Genomic DNA, 16,309 nt, shown 5'->3' on the forward strand with positions numbered 1-16,309 from the left:
AAGCAGGAGACCGGCTACGGGAAAACGATACTTATGATTCATATGGTTCATGGATCTGACTCCCTTGCGAAGTAGTATCCTGCTCAATGACCGGCCGCCGACAACGCTCTCATGGCCCCCAGCAGCGGCGGCCCCAGGGCCACGATGAAGAAGCTGGGAAAGATGCAGAAGATCAGCGGAAAGAGCATCTTGGTACTGACCTTGGCCGCCTTCTCCTCGGCTTCCTGGGTGCGCTTGTCGCGCAATTCCTCCGCGTAGAGACGAAGGGTCTGGGCGATGCTGGTGCCGAAGCGCATGCTCTGCAGCAGGGTGGTCACCAGGCCACGGATGTCCTCCACTCCGGTGCGCTCCTCCAGGTCCCGCAGTGCCGACTTGTTGTCCATGCCGGCGCGGGTCTGCATGCCGAACAGGTGAAGCTCATCGGCCAGCTCGGGATGACTGACCTCCAGATCCCTGGCGACCCGCTGGATGGCGGCGACCAGCCCCAGTCCCGCTTCGCTGCAGACCACGAGCAGGTCCAGGGCATCGGGCAAACCGCGGCGCAACAGCGTGGTACGCCGCTTGATGGCCCGCTCGAGCCAGAAGCGCGGCAGCAGATAACCGGCGATGGCAAGGCTTGCCACCAGGGAGATGCCAATCGCCGGCGGGATCCTCAGCAGCGGGAACGCCAGCAACATCAGAGTGGCAGGCAGGACGGCCAGCATCAGCCTAACGCCATGGAAAACACTGCTCGCCGAGGGAGAGCGCTTGCCGGCATAACTCAATTCCCGGGCGAGACGACTGCGGGTTTCCGCCTTGTCCGGCGCCAGACGCTCCCCCAACGGCCCAAGCCACTGGTCCATCCCGGCCGTACCGGTCCCGGACGTGGCACCAGCGGCGTTACCCTCGAGATGCCGCAGTCGCTGGCGCACGGGGTCGAACAAGCCCTTTACCACCAGCATCAACGCAAGCAACAGGGTGAAGATGGCAAGCCCCATCAGGACAGCCACCCCCAGCCGGACGAGTTCCGGATCCTGCAGATACGCATTCAGTCCCTGCATCAAACTACCTATCGTTTCCATTTCCCGGCTCCTCTAGACGTCGATCCGGATGATCTTGCGCAGCCAGAGTATCCCGATGACGATCATCACGAAGGCGGCCACCACGAGTTGCCGCCCTACCGGATCCTGAGTCAGCATGGGGATAAAGCTGGGTGCTACCAGCGACAGGATGCCGGCCAGCGCGAAGGGCAGAAGGGAAAGGATCCAGGCCGCCATGCGGCCCGGCGCGGAAAGGGTCTTGACCTTGCGATGGAAGCGGAAACGGTCGCGTACCACCGTGGCCAATCCATCCAGGAGTTCCGCCAGGTTGCCGCCGGTCTCCTTCTGGATCAGCACCGAGGTCACGAAGACCATGACAGTCACACTCTGGACCCGCTGCAGCAGGCCAAGCAGGGCGTTTCTCACGTCTCCGCCGTAGTTGATCTCCATGAAGGTGGTGCGAAACTCTCCGGCGATGGGCTCGGCGAGCTCCTCCGACACCAGGTGCATGGCATCGATGAAGGGATGCCCGGCCCGCAGCGCACGCGACATGATGATCAGCGCATCGGGGAGCTGCTCCTCGATGCGGGCCACTCGCCGCGCTCGCTCCCTGACCAGTTTCAGGAAAGGCAGCGAGGCCAGGAGAATACCGATCGGCACGCCTAGCCAGGGCAGCGGCAGCAGGTAGGCCGCCAGCGCTCCCAACAGGCCGCCCAGCGCCAGGCTTGCGAGCACCACCCGGTAGGCCGGCGTCTCACGCCCGGCCTGCTCGAGCAGCCGCTCGACGCGCTCCATGCCGGGCAATGACTCCAGCATTCTTTCCACGGCCGACAGCTCACGCAGGTACTTCTTGCGTACCAGCGAAACCTGCTCATGGCGCTGACTCTCGGCCGAGATCGTACGCATGCGCTTCCTCAGGCGCTTCTGAACCTGGCGATTCTCGCCGAAGGCGGGGACCAGGAAACTCTGCATCAACAGGAAGACGGCGATGAACACCATGGCGATGACGATCACTCGATCGGAAAGCGCAATATCCAGACCCATCAGTTCCATGGCCGCTGCCCTCCCCCCTGAAATACCTCGAGCCCTGGATCCAGGCCGCGGCGCTTGAGGTGATCGTAGAAGCCGGGGACGACCCCGGTCGCGACATAGCGGCCGATGACGCGCCCTTCCTCGTTGACCCCCTCGCGCTCGAAGCGAAAGATCTCGGACATGGTGATGATCTCACCCTCCTGGCCGTTGACCTCCTGGACGCTCACCAGGCGACGCACGCCGTCTTCCTGGCGCTCGACCTGGACCACCACGTCGATGGCCGAGGCGATCTGGGCCCGCAGCGCCTGGGGCGGGATCTGGTAGCCGCTCATGGCCACCATGTTCTCGACCCGCGTCAGGGCATCGCGCGGGGTATTGGCATGGATGGTGGTCAGGGAACCGTCGTGGCCGGTGTTCATGGCCTGCAGCATGTCGAAGGCCTCCCCGCCGCGCACCTCGCCGACGATGATGCGATCGGGTCGCATGCGCAGGCTGTTGCGCACCAGATCCCGCTGGGACACCTCACCCTTGCCCTCGATATTGGGGGGGCGGGTCTCCAGGCGTCCGACATGGGGTTGCTGCAGCTGCAGTTCTGCCGAGTCCTCGATGGTGACGATTCGCTCGTCATGGGGGATGAAGCCCGATAGCACGTTGAGCAGGGTCGTCTTGCCCGCCCCGGTGCCTCCCGACACCAGCACATTGAGCCGCGCCTTGACGACCTTCTCCAGCAGCTGGGCGGTGACCGCCGACAGGCTGCCGTACTCGACCAGGTCCTCGGCACTGAGACGATCCACGGCGAAACGCCGGATGGACAGCATGGGGCCATCGATGGCCAGTGGCGGGATCACGGCATTGACGCGCGAGCCATCCTTCAGGCGGGCATCCACCATGGGCGAGGACTCGTCGATTCGCCGCCCCACCCCGGAGACGATCCGGTCGATGATGGTCATCAGGTGCTGGTCGCTGTCGAAGCGCAGGATCGTCTGTTCCAGCTTGCCACGCCGCTCCACATAGATCGGGGTGGTGCCGTTGACCAGGATGTCGGAGACCGTCTTGTCGGCCAGCAGCGTCTCGAGTGGCCCCAGCCCCAGCACCTCATCCTGAAGTTCGGCGACGATGCGCTGGCGCACCGAGGCGTTGAAGGGCAGCGTCTCCCGGCTGATCAGCGACTCGCACACCTGCTGTACCTGCTGCCGTGCCTCCCGCTCGTCCAGGGTGCTGAGCAGCGTCAGGTCCATCACCTTGACCAACTGGCGGAAGAGTCGCTGCTTGCACTCCTGTTCCGCCTGGGAGAGGCCGCCACCGGCCATGCCACGTCGCCCCCAGGAGGGTCGTTCGTCGCCGTCGCCCGTCATACGGTCACGAATTTCCATCGGTGTTTCTCCTCACGCTTGATCGATGAACGCCGCCCTCAGCCACGACTCAGTGCGCCCCGCGACGCGGCCACAGCCGCAATGACCACTTGCGCACAGGGCCACCGGCATCAGGGGAAGGCTCGTCGAGGGCATCGGCCAGCCGGTGGAGCCGACGGGTCAGCGCTGCCTTCGGGGCAAGATCGATCAACGGGGTTCCCACGTTGATGCCCTGGCTTGCCAGCCGGAAGTCGTTGGGCAGCGTATATAGCCTCACCCCGGGCAGGACGTCGGTAATCGCGTCCAGGCTCACGTCGCTGCGCTTGTCGAAGCGGTTGATCACCAGATGGAGCCGTGACGCCGGCACCCTGAGCTCATGCACCAGGATGTCGCGAAGGCGCTGGGCATCGTGCAGATGGGCCACGCTCTGCTGCATCACCAGCAGGACGTGGTCAGCACGCTCCAGTACCGAGGCGGTCGTGCCGCCGATCCAGCGCGGCAGGTCGACCACCACCTCGTCATGCCCCTGACACAGGACCTGCAGGAGCTGCTCCACCCTGGCCTCGGGTACCTCGCCGAGGCCAATGCGGTCATCGGGGGACGAGGCCAGCAGTTCCAGGCCGCTGACATGCCGCTGGATATAGGCCTCCAGCGCCAGGCCATCGAGAGACTCGACGACCTCGAGCGCTTTTATCAGGCCGTGCTCGGGACTGAGATTGAAATACATCGGCATCGAACCGAACTGCACGTCCATGTCCAGCAGCAATGTCTTGCCACCGTTCACGGCCAGCCGATGGGCGAGGTTGGCTGCCACCAGGCTGGCTCCCGATCCCCCCTTGGCATTGATCACCGCGGTCAAGCGGGCCGATTCACTGGGGCCACGCTCGCTTCGATCCCGGGACAATTGCCGGAGGAAACTGGTGATCTCGCCGTCATCCACCGGTGGCGAGAAATAGTCCCTGGCACCGGCCCGCATGGCCAGCCGGATCAGCTCGACGTTGTCTCGCGGCCCTACCACCAGCAACGGGAGACGCTCCGTCGCCGGCCGCTCGCAGAGGGCCAGGAGCTCCGCTTCCCACTGCTCTCCCACCAGCAGAATCAAGGCGTCCGGCGTGGCTTCCCTACCACCCGGGCAAGACTCCAGCGGATCGACATTGCCGTTGACCATCAGCCGTGAGCGGACATGAATGTCGCCATGGCTGCGCAGCAGGGCCTCCAGCGCCTCCAGTTCCTCCCTGGCCCGTCCCGCCAGCAGTATTTCCAGCCTTGTGTACATGGTTCCCCCTTGCCTCTGCGTGTCATCACCGTCTCGTCGAGTCGCCGACTAGACCTTGATCTCGTGATCTGGACCGACGGAGCGGCTAACCCCGTCCTTCAGGGCAGCGACACGGAGGTCGTCGTGTTCATTGGCGAATACTGTTGTGCCCCCCCCGCCGGGGTTCGATAGCCCCGCATGGCCTCGGCGGCCTTGGCACCGCCCAGGGTGGGCACGGGATCCCCGGGCTGATAGGTCTGGATCGCCTTGGTGTGGCGGACACTGTCGCCGAAGGCCGGCAGGTCGGCGCCGGGCCGTGGGGCCATGCAGCCGGCAAGCGCCAGGGCACAGCCTGTGGTGAGCAGCCAGCCGATGAGCGGACGACGGGCCGATGATGCGATTGCGATACGAGACATGGCGCTTTCTCCCAGCAGGCGGTTCACAGGTCATGACCGAATCGGCCTTCGGTACCGCCCTCGGGGCGGCCGGACATCATTTCGAGCTCGAGGTCGGACGGCGGCCTGCGGCGCTCCCCCTCCTCGAGGACGGGCTTGAAGCTACCCAGCAGATAGAAGTCCACATCGGTGGGTGGCACGAAGGAGCCGGTGGGCAGTCTCGCCTGCTCAGGGTCGAAGGAGCGTGCCAGCCTTGGGGTGACGAAGATCACCAGCTCGGTCTGCTCCTTGATGAACTCCTGGCTACGGAACAGCGCCCCCAGTACCGGCAACTCCCCCAGCCCCGGCAGCTTGGAGACGTTCTCCCGCAGGCTCTCGTTGAGCATGCCGGCGATGGCGATGGTCTGGCCCGAGGCGAGTTCGAGCGTCGAACTGGCGCTGCGCTGGACCAGGGCCGGGACGAAGAACTGCGAGGTCGACTCGTCTCCCACCCCGATCCTCAGGCTATTGGCCGGCACCAGGTCCGAGACCGAGACATCCACCTGCAGGTTGATGGCCCCGGAATCCAGCACCACGGGCAGGAAGCGCAACCCCACCCCGAACTCCTTGTAGTCGATGGTGACCTGACCATCCCCCTGGGGCACGGGAATCGGGAATTCCCCGCCGGCCAGGAACTGTGCCTGCTGGCCGGTCAGGGTGGTCAGGTTGGGCTCGGCGAGGATCTTGGCGACGCCCTCACGGCTGGCCGCGTCCAGCACCAGGTTGAGCAGGTAATCGCTGCGCTGATAGCTGGCGAAGATCCCGGTATCATCGATGCTGGCGGTCGCCGGCGAGAACTCCGAGACTACCGGCCCGACAGGCGTACCACCGCCGAACACCGGCAGACGCCCGCCGAGGCCTTCCGCTCCCTCGAAGACGGCATCCGGAAAGCTGGCCCCGCCGCTGACGGCGCCGACCCGCAGCGCGGAAGATCCCACATTGAAGACGTTGAAGTTGGCTTCGAGACGCTTGACCAGGGAACGCGAGACCTCGGCCACCCGCACATCCAGCATCACCTGGTTGGCGCCCCCCACCTGCATCAGGTTAAGCACGCCCTCCTCGCTGCCGGCATAGCGCGATGCCAGGCGCATCGCCGTCTCCAGTCGCTCGGCGCTCGAGACCTCGCCACTCAGCACGATGGTGTCCTGGGCCGAGCGCACCTGGATGTTCTCGCCGGGCAACAGGGCATGGAAGTTGCTCTTGAGGGTGCCGAGGTCGTGGGTCACGGTCACGTTCAGCGCCCCCTCGACCCCCTCCTGCCGGTCCCACAGGACGACATTGGTCGTGCCCGTCGACTTGCCCAGCACATAGAGCTGACGAGAGCCCATCACCACGATGTCGGCCACCTCGGGATTGCCCACCGAGACCACCCGTACCGGCCTCGGGAAGGCCAGCACCTGCCCCTTGTTGAGTTCGACGGCCACGGATTCCGCACGCCCCTCCAGCGGCATCGCCAGACGGCGGGTCCCCTCCCGAGTCAACGCCTCCTGGGCAAGCAGACTCGTGGCGTTACCCGCCATCAACAGGCTCAGCCCTGCCACCATCAACCACTTGAGTCCAATGTTTCGCCTTGTCATGACACTTCTCCCCTGCGCCCCTTGCTAATAAGGATGTCCCAACTTGAAAGTAGCCCTTTTGTATTAGTTATGGGCAATCTCTAGTTCTTGACGCTTACCGTACTCATCTGGGTGCCGCGCAGGACACTGACCTGGTGCTGGATGGGTGCCCGGCGCGCCACCGGACGCGGCGCCGGTTCCGGCTTCTCCACCGGCTCGGGAAGGTTGAGCACCGAGCGCTGCGCCGCCATCATGTCCGAGACGTCGTCGTCCTTGTCCATGGGATTGCGCAGGGTCAGCTGCACCTTGCCTTCCTGGGTCGCCTCGACCAGGGTCTCGGCCTCGTCCGGCGTGACCTCCAGGGTCACCGCCCGCACGATGACCGGGTCGTCGCGGTCCTGGGAGGCGATCTGGTCCACCGCCAGCACCTTGAGGTTTTGCAGCACGGTCTTCGATTCCACGTTGGAGCGGCTACCGTTGTTACGTTGTGTCGCCACCACATCCACCCGATTGCCCGGCAGCAGGAAACCGGCCACGCCGACCACGTCGTCGACCCGCACGCTCATCGCCCGCTTGCCCTGCTCCAGCACGGCAGCCAGGGCGCTGCCCTCCATGTGCTCGACGACTCTGCCCGAGTGCAGGATTTCGCCGGCGTAGATCACCTGGGTGTTGACGCGCCCCACCACACTCTCGATATCCGAGAAGCTGCCCTCGGGCACCGACTCGGGGGGCATGGGCATGAGCTTGAGATCCGATGACTGCACCCGAGAGCCGAAGGGAATCTCTACGCTTGCCACCACCACCCGGCTCACTTTGGCCACGTCATCACTGCCTTGTTGTTGCATCCAGTTCATGGCGACCAGGGCCGCACCGGCGGCCATGACCAGCGACGCCAGGAACATGGCAACGATACCCTTACGTTTCATGAGACTTTCCTCCCGTTGCTGGAGGCTTCATCGTCGCTGAAGTCTCCGAAATAGGTGCGCCACGCCCAGGCCAGGGTGTCGCGGTCCAACGCCTCGCCGCCCCAGTACTCGAGACGATCCCTGGCCAGCCCGAGCAGATCGCGGGGATGACAGGCCAGCAGCGGCACGTCATGGCGGGCATGTAGCTCATCGATCACGTAGTCGACCAGTTCGGGCGCATAGGCCAGCTCGAGAGCCCGGCACTGCTGCTGCCAGATCGCCTGGTAGGCCGGGCGCTCCAGGGACGAGAAGCGAATCTTGTAGCCGATCCGGCGCAGGAAGGCGGCATCGGCAAGGGCCAGCGGATCCAGGTTGGTGGAGAACACCAGGGCCACGTCGAAGGGCACGCTGAAATGGTGGCCGTTGCTCAGCGACAGGAAGTCGCGCCGCTCTTCCAGCGGCACGATCCAGCGATTGAAGAGCTCGGTCGTGGTCATCCGCTGGCGGCCCAGGTCATCGATCACCAGCATGCCGTTGTTGGCGAGCATCTGGACCGGCGCCTGGTGGATGCGGGTCGCCGCATCGTACTGCACCTCGAGTCGCCCCATGGTCAACTCACCGCCGGTGACCACGCAGGGACGCAGGCAGCGTACATAGCGGGGATCGTGCCCTTGCCCGAGGTAGAGGGAGGACACCTCGCCCCGTTCATCCGCCACCGGATGGTGGACCGCCGCATCGAAGCAACGAACGGCCTTGCCACCGACCAGGATGGCATGAGGCACCAGCACCTCCCCCGGCAGGAGTCGCATCAGGCGCCGCGCGATATAGCTCTTGCCGGTGCCCGCCTCGCCGTGGATGAACATCGCCCGCCCCGAATGGAGCCCCGGGCCGAGCTGGTCGAGCAATGCCGGATCGATCACCGTATCGGCAAAGGCCGCCATCACGTTGTCGCGATCCAGCCCCACCTTGCTCAGCGCCTGGGCCTTCACATGGCGGCAGTAATCCACCAAGGGCACGGGCGCCATGCCCGAGTATCCATCCCGACTCAGGGCCTCCAGGGCCGCGGCACGCCCCCGGTCGGTCAGGCCGATCACGAGGGAGCCGGAACGCCCCTGTCCGCGCACCTCGGCTCGGGCGTCCTGACGCAGGAAGTGGCAGATCTCCTCCACCACGCTACCGCTCAGGGCCGTGCCTCGACTAAGTTCATGAATATCCTCCGCTCCCCGCTCAATGAGCTGCTTGGAGAGCAGGTCGGCCAAATAGAGCAACGGAAGCCCGGTCTCCTCCACCGTGGCCGGGCGCGGTGCCTGCCGAGCCGCCGCATGACCCGCTGTGACATCATGTAATGTTGCTGCTTCCTGGGACATGAGCGACCTCACATATTGTTACAACCTGTTATTTCATTATCGAATGACCTGGTAATGGACGCTTGTTTCTTCCCAACTAACCAAGCATCCGCCAGAACATCCAGGCGGTCGTCCCGAGGGCGATCGACACCGCAAATGGAAATTTCTTGCCCATCACCTCGCCTTCTTTTGGCACGATATAGAGCGGCCTCCCTGTTACCACCAGCGTCTTTACCATCAAACCGTAGCGACTCCAGGGGGATATTGAACTCTTTTTGAACAATGCCGAAATGGCAAAAACAAGTCCGATGATTCCGCCGACAACAATGCTGACCAACCCCACCTGTAATACGCCCATCGGTCCCAAAAACGCCCCCGCCGCCGCCATTAGCTTTGCATCACCGGCACCGGTAAAGCCCATCAGGTAGCCGGGCATCAGAATCGCCAGCCCCACCAACAGCCCATAGATGGCGGTCAGGGCACCGCCCGGGCCTGCCAGCACTCCCTGCAACATTAGTCCCATGGCAGCCCCGGCCAGAACAAGAGAGTTGGGGATACGCTGAGCGTGTAGATCCGAAACCGCTGCGCTCCAGACAAGCAACATCAATGGTAGATTGATAAACAAGAATACCTGTTCCACGATGCATATCTCTTCGCATTTATTCATTGGACAATACCGACATCCTTGTCAGTAATTATTTCATCATAATAACGATTATGGAGTTGTAGCAGTAGGCGAACCCAGAGATGTATTGAGATTACCGAGATAGATTGCCACCTTCTCTCCAATCAATACAAAAATACCCGCCCCCACTGCCACAATAAGCCCACCCACCAAGGCCCATTCCACCACCTCGGTACCTTCCTCTTCCTTCCAGAAGCGCTCGATACCCTGCATCAGCTTGCTCATGATCAAATCTCCTGTTGTGTCTGATCAGACTCGTCGTGCTGTTGTAGACCCGGCATCGCTTACCGCCGGCCCACGGACTTGAGCATCGCGGTTACAGTCCAGTTACGCTTGGAGGATCTTGCAGGGGGTATAGGATTATCTTGCAGCCGAGGACGACTTTCCCGGCTGGGCCTGGGTCGTAGGGGTGGTAGACTGGCCGGCAACCAAGCCGGCGAGCCTGGGCCCAAGGGCTCGCCGGTATTGAATTGGCCGGGCCGGATGCCCGGTCTCTCATCGACACGCAGAACCTTGCGAGCCTACATGACCCCGAGATCGACCCGGCTCCCCGCCAGATGGCGGCTGGGCCTGATGCTGCTCTCCGTCCTCACCCTGTCCCTGCCGCTGGCCGCCCAGGAGCGCACCGCGGTGATCGGCGCCCGAGCCACGCTCAGCGACTGGGCCGATCCCCTGGAGGCCCTCGGCACCCTCGAGGCCGACGAGAGCGTGACCCTCTCGGCCACCGTCACCGAGATCATCGCCGACATCGCCTTCGAGGGCGGCGAGCATGTGACGGCAGGCCAGATGCTGATCCACCTCGCCGACGCCGAGCAGCGCGCCGAGCTGCGCGCCGCCCAGGCCCTGCGCGATGAGCGCCTGGCCTCGGTGAACCGACTGGCCCAGCTCGAGCAGCGCAACCTGGCCCCGCGCGCCGAGGTGGAGGACAGCCGCGCCCGGCTGCGCCAGGTGGAGGCCGAGATCGAGGCACTGGAGGCACGGCTTGCCAACTACCGCATCCGCGCCCCCTTCGACGGCGTGATGGGCTTCCGCCGCGTCAGCGTCGGCACCCTGGTCACGCCGGGCATGGCGCTCGCCACCCTGGACAAGCTCGATCGCATGAAGCTGGACTTTCGCGTCCCCGAGGTCGAGCTCGGCTCGCTGGCCTCGGGGATGACCCTCACCGCACGCAGCGCGGCCTTCCCGGCGGCATCCTTCGAGGGCGAGATCGCCACCATCGGCTCACGGGTCGATCCCGTCAGCCGCAGCGTGCCGGTGCGCGCCCTGCTGGCGAACCCGGAGGAACGGCTGCGGCCCGGCATGCTGATGGAGGTGACCCTGGCCCGCCACCCGCGGGATGCCCTGATGGTGCCGGAGTCGGCGTTGATCCCGGAGGGGGAGCGCCACTATGTGTTGCTGATCCACGAGGACGACGACGAGCGAGTCGAGCGGCGCCGGGTTCGAGTGGGCGAACGACGCCCCGGGGAGGCGGAGATCCTCGCCGGCCTCTCGCCGGGAGACCTGGTGGTCAGCCACGGCGCCGAGCGGACCCGCGACGGGGCCCGGGTGCGCCTGCTCGGCATCGTCGACGACACCACCACGGTGCGCGAGCTGCTCGAGGCCGACCGCGACGCGGGGGGCGCCTGATGCGCCTGTCCGACATCTCCGTCCAGCGGCCGGTGCTGGCCACGGTCCTGGCCGCGCTGATCGTGGCCTTCGGACTGCTGGCCCTGACCCGCCTGCCCCTGCAGGAATATCCCACCATCGACCCGCCGGTGGTCGGCATCGACACCCGCTACCCCGGCGCCTCGGCCAGCGTGGTGGAAACCCGCATCACCCAAGTGCTGGAGGACCGCATCGCCGGCGTCTCGGGGATCGAGGTAATCAGCTCCTCCAGCGAGGATGGCCGCTCCAGCATCAACGTGGAGTTCGGCCTGGACAAGGACATCGACGCCGCGGCCAACGACATCCGCGACCGCATCGCCGGCGCCCGCGGCAACCTGCCGGATGAGGCCGAGTCCCCCGAGGTGCAGAAGGCCGATGCCGGCTCCGACGTGGTCATGTGGCTGGCCCTGTCCGGCGCGGACTACGACATCGGCGAGCTCACCGACTACGCCGAGCGCTACCTCAGCGACCGCTTCTCCGTGCAGGACGGCGTCTCGCGGGTGCTGGTCATCGGCGGCCGCGAGTATGCCATGCGCATCTGGCTGGATGGCGACGCCCTGGCGGCCCGGGGACTGACCGTGGGCGACGTGGAGGACGCCCTGCGCGAGGAGAACGTGGAGCTGCCCGGCGGCGCCGTGGCGTCCCAGGACCGCCAGTTCATGGTGCGACTGCCGCGCAGCTTCGCCACCCCGGCGGACTTCCGGGCCCTGGTGCTCGACCAGGGCGCGAGCGGCTATCTGGTCCGGCTCGGCGACGTGGCCCGGGTGGAGATCGGCGCGGTGGAGGAACGTACCCTGTTCCGCGGCAATGGCGTGCCCATGGTCGGCCTGGGCATCATCAAGCAGTCCACCGCCAATGTCCTGGCCCTCTCCGAGGCGGTCCGGGCGGAGCGGGACCGCCTCGCCCCCACCCTGCCCGAGGGGATGGCGCTGCAGGTCAACTACGACGCCTCGTCCTTCGTCTCGGGTGCCATCGGCCAGGTCGTGCAGACCCTGTTCATCGCCATGGGCCTGGTGGTGGTGGCCATCTTCGTCTTCCTCGGCAACCTGCGTACCACCCTGATCCCCGCCGTCACCGTGCCGATCGCCCTGATCGGCACCTTCGCCGCCCTGGCGGCCATGGGCTTCACCATCAACCTGCTGACCCTGCTGGCGCTGGTGCTGGCCATCGGCCTGATCGTCGACGATGCCATCGTGATGCTGGAGAACATCCACCGGCGCATGCAGGAACACGGCGAGACGGCCCTGGTCGCCGCCTATCGCGGCAGTCGCCAGATCGCCTTCGCGGTGATCGCCACCACCCTGGTACTGGTGGCCGTCTTCGTGCCGCTGAGCGCCCTGCGCGGCGACATCGGTCGGCTGTTCTCGGAGTTCGCCCTGACGCTGGCCGCCGCCGTGATCATCTCGACGCTGCTGGCCCTGACCCTGACGCCGATGATGGCCTCCAAGATCCTCAAGAAGGACATGCACGAGGGCCGCCTGGCCCACGGCGTCCATCGCGCCCTGACGGCCACCCGCGCCGGCTACCGGGCCCTGCTCGAGCGGGTATTGCGCCGGCGCTGGGGGGTGATGGCCCTGTTCGCGGGGATGCTCGGTGCCATGCTCTGGCTCAACGCCCAGTTGCCCCGGGAATACACCCCCCAGGAAGACCGGGGCACCTTCTTCGTGCTGGTCAACGGCCCGCCCGGGGCCACCTACGACTACATGCTCGACTACATGGACGAGATCGAGGCCCGGCTGCTGCCGATGCGCCAGCGCGGCGAGATCGAGCGGGTGCTGCTCCGCGCCCCGCGGGGCTGGGGCAACATCGAGAACTTCAATGGCGGCTTCGTCATCGTGGGGCTCGCCGACTGGGCGGAGCGGCGACCGGCCTGGCCAATCATGGCCGAGGTCAGCGCCCGACTGGCCGACCTGCCGGGGGTGCGGACCTTCCCGGTGATGCGCCAGGGCTTCGGCCGGGACATCGAGCAGTCGATGCAGTTCGTGCTGGGCGGCGGCACCTTTGATCAGCTCGCCGAGTGGCGCGACACCCTGATCGCCCATGTGCGCGAGGACAATCCTCGCCTGACCGGGCTGGAGAGCGACTACGAGGAGAACCAGCCGCAGCTGCGGGTGGAGATCGACTACACCCGGGCGGCGGACCTCGGCGTCACCGTCAGCGAGATCGGCCAGACCCTGGAGACCCTGCTCGGGGGACGCACCGTGACCCGCTACGTGGACGACGGCCAGGAATACGACGTCATCCTCGAGGGGGAGCGCGGCTCGCGTCCCAGTCCCCGCTCCCTGGATAGCATCATGGTGCGCTCGGAGCGCTCCGGCGAGCTGGTACCGCTGTCCAGCATGGTCACGCTGACCGACTTCGCGGGCCCCAGTACCCTGAACCGCTACAACCGCCTGCGGGCCGTCACCCTCCAGGCCGACCTGGCCGATGGCTACGCCCTGGGCGACGCCCTCGCCTACCTGGAGGCCAGCGTCGACGAGCTCCTCCCCGACGAGGTCCAGACGGACGTCAAGGGGGCGGCCCGGGACTACCTGGAAGCCAGCGGCGCGACGACCCTGTTACTGGGCCTGGGCGTGCTGGTGGTGTTCCTGGTGCTGGCCGGCCAGTTCGAGAGCTTCATCCACCCCCTGGTGATCATGTCCACCGTGCCCCTGGCCATGGTCGGCGCCCTGCTGGGGCTCACCCTCACCGGGCAATCGCTGAACATCTACAGCCAGGTGGGCCTGGTGATGCTGGTGGGCCTGGCCGCCAAGAACGGCATCCTGATCGTGGAATTCGCCAACCAGCTGCGCGACCAGGGCTGGGCCTTCCACGAGGCGCTGGTGCAGGCCGCGGTGACCCGCCTGCGCCCGGTGGTGATGACCGCCGTCACCACCATGGCCGGAGCGGTCCCGCTGATCCTTTCCAGCGGGGCCGGCGCCGAGACCCGCCTGGTGATCGGCACGGTGATCCTCTGCGGCCTGGCCAGCGCCACGCTGTTCACGCTGTTCGTGGTGCCGGTGGCCTACGACCTGCTGGCCCGGCACACCGGCTCGCCCGGCGAGGTGGCCCGCCGCCTGGACCGCGAGATGGGGGATCATCCGGCGCCGCACTGATGCCACTCGGGGACCCGCTCACTCGACGCCGGGCCCGATCCACAGGAAGGGATTGTGGGCGACCTCCCAGAGGTAGCCATCGGGGTCGGCGAAATAGCCGGAATACCCGCCCCAGAACACCCTCTGTCCGGGCTTGACCGGCCGTCCGCCGGCCCGCACGGCCAGCGCCAGCACCTCGTCCACTTCGGCCTCGCTGGCAACATTGTGCGCCAGGGCGACACCGGCGAAGCCGCTGCCCTCGGCGGGCACGCCGGCATCCTCGGCCAGCGCTTCACGGCCATAGAGGCCCAGCCAGGTCCCGTTCAGGGGAAAGAACGCCACCTCGGGAGGCGACTCGAGGCGCGGCCAGCCGAGCCCCTGCTCATAGAAGCGCACGGCCCGCGCCAGGTCGGCGACGCCCAGGGTGATCATGCTGATACGTGGTTGCATGGCACGGTCTCCGGTCGTTTCCTCCAGTGTAGTGCCGCGTCGGCGATCCTCGCCGTCTCCTGACAGTGACCGCCTGGCGGGCGGGAACCGGCCCCTCATCGGCCGGTCCATTCACTATGCGGCGACGACACCCTTCCCCCCGACCGAGGAGGTAACCGCGATGCTCGAACTGCTGCCCCCGGGGGCCGACCATGTGGTGGCGATGCGGGTCAGCGGTCGCGTCACCGCCGCCGACCTGCAGCCGGCGATCGAGGCCATCGAGACCATCAAGAAGAGCCATCCCCGCGTCAGTCTCTACACCGAAATCGATGAGATGCGCTGGATGACGTTCACCGCCTTCCTTCGCGACCTGGGCTACGCCCTCACCCAGGTCGGCGACCTGGATCGCTACTACCGGGCCGCGGTGCTCAGCGACAAGCACTGGGTGCGTCACCTGACGCGACTCGAGAACCGTCTGTTCAGGACCATGCAGATCCGGACCTTCCCGACTCGCGAGAAGTCGACTGCCCTGGAGTGGGTCCGGCAACTGCCCGAGGTGCCGACGGCCGCCATGGTCTGAGCCTTCCAACGCCATGGCCGGCGATCCACTGGGGCCCCCGAGGCCAGGACCCGGCGAGGAGCGCGGCACCGCTGGACTCTATGCCGCTTCCAGCAACCGGATCGAAGGAGAAGCCGGCAATCGGCATCGCGGTGAATGGCGTCACGACGACACCGAGCCCCCGGCCGGATCCCTGGCCGGGGGCTCGATGGATGATGCCCTATGCAGATCGAACCCAGATCCATCGGTACGCGAGGGGACTGGCATCACCTCCTGTAGCCTGGTGCCCGTTGTCTCTCCTCGCCGCACGCGATCGCCGCGGCCTTCCATAGGCGATCGGCGATAGTTCGCGTCAGCGATCATCGCCGTGCTCCTGCTGCATCTTCCTCGCCTGGCAGCCATGCCCCGGCCCCGTACAGTGCGGCGATCACGCCAGTCATCAACCCGCCGCCCCCGGCTCGGCGAGAAGGCATCTGCTCAGGCGTACAGCCGGCATATGGGATCTCTTACATCGACCATCGGCCCGATCCGGCATGCTGAAGGACGAGAAAAGGAGAATTCGAGCATGCAAGAGATCGAGCTGATGCCGGATCCCGCGGGCGGCTGGATGGCGATGTGCCCCTGCGGCGCCAGGGAGATCAGGGCGCATGAAGGCCCCATATGGGCGGCCTTCGACCTGCGCCCGCTGGAAGGCAACCGCTACTGCATCACCTGCCGGGAATGCGGGCACGTCACCGAGCACGTCTCCCACCAGAGCGCGATGGGAGAGGCCTGCCCGGCATCGACCTGAGGGGACGATTGCCGCGTGCCGACCGCCCGGCGTGATCAACGAGGGATGGCGCCTGCCATATCCCCCGCCGGCATCCGGTAATCGGATGTCGGCGGGTATCCAGCGTCTTGGGCGCGGGCCGGAGGGACGACTCTACGGTCCACATCGATCCTGTCGGTGACATGTGGGTCACGCCCGGCAAGCTGGAGATCACTCCCGGCAGACGGTGAAGGTCGACATCACCAAAACG

Annotated in this window: 15 protein-coding genes; 4 read left to right on the top strand and 11 right to left on the bottom strand. The window is 66.1% G+C overall.

The features are described 5' to 3' along the window. Positions 1 to 83: 83 nt before the first annotated feature. From OCT48_RS12195 to OCT48_RS12240, 10 genes are all read right to left on the bottom strand, one after another. On the bottom strand, positions 84 to 1,040 hold the full coding sequence (locus tag OCT48_RS12195) for a type II secretion system F family protein (protein ID WP_263589417.1): 957 nt from the start codon (positions 1,038 to 1,040) through the stop codon (positions 84 to 86). A 33-nt stretch (positions 1,041 to 1,073) separates the two neighbouring features. After that, positions 1,074 to 2,072 (bottom strand): type II secretion system F family protein, encoded by a 999-nt coding sequence (locus OCT48_RS12200; RefSeq protein WP_263589418.1) that lies wholly within the window; start codon positions 2,070 to 2,072, stop codon positions 1,074 to 1,076. Next, positions 2,063 to 3,424, bottom strand: coding sequence for a CpaF family protein (locus OCT48_RS12205; protein WP_263589419.1), 1,362 nt, complete (start codon positions 3,422 to 3,424; stop codon positions 2,063 to 2,065). The genes OCT48_RS12200 and OCT48_RS12205 overlap by 10 nt, the downstream gene beginning before the upstream one ends. 49 nt (positions 3,425 to 3,473) lie before the next feature. After that, positions 3,474 to 4,679 (bottom strand): AAA family ATPase, encoded by a 1,206-nt coding sequence (locus OCT48_RS12210; protein ID WP_263589420.1) that lies wholly within the window; start codon positions 4,677 to 4,679, stop codon positions 3,474 to 3,476. A 98-nt stretch (positions 4,680 to 4,777) separates the two neighbouring features. After that, a complete protein-coding gene (locus tag OCT48_RS12215; protein ID WP_263589421.1) occupies positions 4,778 to 5,074 on the bottom strand; it encodes a hypothetical protein in 297 nt (98 codons plus the stop codon). 23 nt (positions 5,075 to 5,097) lie between these two features. After that, positions 5,098 to 6,669: a type II and III secretion system protein family protein gene (locus OCT48_RS12220; RefSeq protein ID WP_263589422.1), complete on the bottom strand. Its 1,572-nt coding sequence runs from the start codon at positions 6,667 to 6,669 to the stop codon at positions 5,098 to 5,100. Between the two features lie 80 nt (positions 6,670 to 6,749). Beyond that, the gene (cpaB, locus tag OCT48_RS12225) at positions 6,750 to 7,574 is read right to left on the bottom strand and encodes a Flp pilus assembly protein CpaB (protein WP_263589423.1); all 825 of its coding nucleotides are present in this window, start codon (positions 7,572 to 7,574) and stop codon (positions 6,750 to 6,752) included. Continuing rightward, complete coding sequence (locus OCT48_RS12230) at positions 7,571 to 8,821, bottom strand: AAA family ATPase (RefSeq protein WP_263589424.1); 1,251 nt, start codon at positions 8,819 to 8,821, stop codon at positions 7,571 to 7,573. Before OCT48_RS12230 ends, cpaB begins: the two co-directional genes overlap by 4 nt. A 175-nt stretch (positions 8,822 to 8,996) precedes the next feature. Further along, positions 8,997 to 9,539, bottom strand: a complete 543-nt coding sequence (locus OCT48_RS12235; RefSeq protein ID WP_263589425.1) for a prepilin peptidase — start codon at positions 9,537 to 9,539, stop codon at positions 8,997 to 8,999. A 75-nt stretch (positions 9,540 to 9,614) separates the two neighbouring features. Then, on the bottom strand, positions 9,615 to 9,809 hold the full coding sequence (locus OCT48_RS12240) for a Flp family type IVb pilin (RefSeq protein ID WP_263589426.1): 195 nt from the start codon (positions 9,807 to 9,809) through the stop codon (positions 9,615 to 9,617). 300 nt (positions 9,810 to 10,109) lie between these two features. Between OCT48_RS12240 and OCT48_RS12245 the strand changes: the two genes are divergently transcribed. Continuing rightward, a complete protein-coding gene (locus OCT48_RS12245) occupies positions 10,110 to 11,210 on the top strand; it encodes an efflux RND transporter periplasmic adaptor subunit (RefSeq protein ID WP_263589427.1) in 1,101 nt (366 codons plus the stop codon). Continuing rightward, complete coding sequence (locus OCT48_RS12250) at positions 11,210 to 14,323, top strand: efflux RND transporter permease subunit (RefSeq protein WP_263589428.1); 3,114 nt, start codon at positions 11,210 to 11,212, stop codon at positions 14,321 to 14,323. Before OCT48_RS12245 ends, OCT48_RS12250 begins: the two co-directional genes overlap by 1 nt. Before the next feature lie 18 nt (positions 14,324 to 14,341). Here OCT48_RS12250 and OCT48_RS12255 read toward each other — a convergent pair whose 3' ends face one another. Continuing rightward, positions 14,342 to 14,752, bottom strand: a complete 411-nt coding sequence (locus tag OCT48_RS12255; protein WP_263589429.1) for a VOC family protein — start codon at positions 14,750 to 14,752, stop codon at positions 14,342 to 14,344. A 160-nt stretch (positions 14,753 to 14,912) separates the two neighbouring features. On the opposite strand from OCT48_RS12255, the gene OCT48_RS12260 reads away from it, so the two are divergent. After that, positions 14,913 to 15,311, top strand: coding sequence for an STAS/SEC14 domain-containing protein (locus OCT48_RS12260; RefSeq protein WP_263589430.1), 399 nt, complete (start codon positions 14,913 to 14,915; stop codon positions 15,309 to 15,311). Between the two features lie 544 nt (positions 15,312 to 15,855). After that, positions 15,856 to 16,080 (top strand): hypothetical protein, encoded by a 225-nt coding sequence (locus OCT48_RS12265; protein WP_263589431.1) that lies wholly within the window; start codon positions 15,856 to 15,858, stop codon positions 16,078 to 16,080. Positions 16,081 to 16,309 lie beyond the last annotated feature (229 nt).

The sequence above is a fragment of the Halomonas sp. M4R1S46 genome (genome assembly GCF_025725685.1).
Classification (GTDB): domain Bacteria; phylum Pseudomonadota; class Gammaproteobacteria; order Pseudomonadales; family Halomonadaceae; genus Halomonas.

Excerpts from the sequence above, each read along its gene's own strand:
- OCT48_RS12195 (WP_263589417.1), bottom strand. The coding sequence starts at position 1,040 with ATGCAGGGACTGAATGCGTATCTGCAGGATCCGGAACTCGTCCGGCTG.
- OCT48_RS12200 (WP_263589418.1), bottom strand. The coding sequence starts at position 2,072 with ATGGAACTGATGGGTCTGGATATTGCGCTTTCCGATCGAGTGATCGTC.
- OCT48_RS12205 (WP_263589419.1), bottom strand. The coding sequence starts at position 3,424 with ATGGAAATTCGTGACCGTATGACGGGCGACGGCGACGAACGACCCTCC.
- OCT48_RS12210 (WP_263589420.1), bottom strand. The coding sequence starts at position 4,679 with ATGTACACAAGGCTGGAAATACTGCTGGCGGGACGGGCCAGGGAGGAA.
- OCT48_RS12215 (WP_263589421.1), bottom strand. The coding sequence starts at position 5,074 with ATGTCTCGTATCGCAATCGCATCATCGGCCCGTCGTCCGCTCATCGGC.
- OCT48_RS12220 (WP_263589422.1), bottom strand. The coding sequence starts at position 6,669 with ATGACAAGGCGAAACATTGGACTCAAGTGGTTGATGGTGGCAGGGCTG.
- cpaB (WP_263589423.1), bottom strand. The coding sequence starts at position 7,574 with ATGAAACGTAAGGGTATCGTTGCCATGTTCCTGGCGTCGCTGGTCATG.
- OCT48_RS12240 (WP_263589426.1), bottom strand. The coding sequence starts at position 9,809 with ATGAGCAAGCTGATGCAGGGTATCGAGCGCTTCTGGAAGGAAGAGGAA.
- OCT48_RS12245 (WP_263589427.1), top strand. The coding sequence starts at position 10,110 with ATGACCCCGAGATCGACCCGGCTCCCCGCCAGATGGCGGCTGGGCCTG.
- OCT48_RS12250 (WP_263589428.1), top strand. The coding sequence starts at position 11,210 with ATGCGCCTGTCCGACATCTCCGTCCAGCGGCCGGTGCTGGCCACGGTC.
- OCT48_RS12255 (WP_263589429.1), bottom strand. The coding sequence starts at position 14,752 with ATGCAACCACGTATCAGCATGATCACCCTGGGCGTCGCCGACCTGGCG.
- OCT48_RS12260 (WP_263589430.1), top strand. The coding sequence starts at position 14,913 with ATGCTCGAACTGCTGCCCCCGGGGGCCGACCATGTGGTGGCGATGCGG.
- OCT48_RS12265 (WP_263589431.1), top strand. The coding sequence starts at position 15,856 with ATGCAAGAGATCGAGCTGATGCCGGATCCCGCGGGCGGCTGGATGGCG.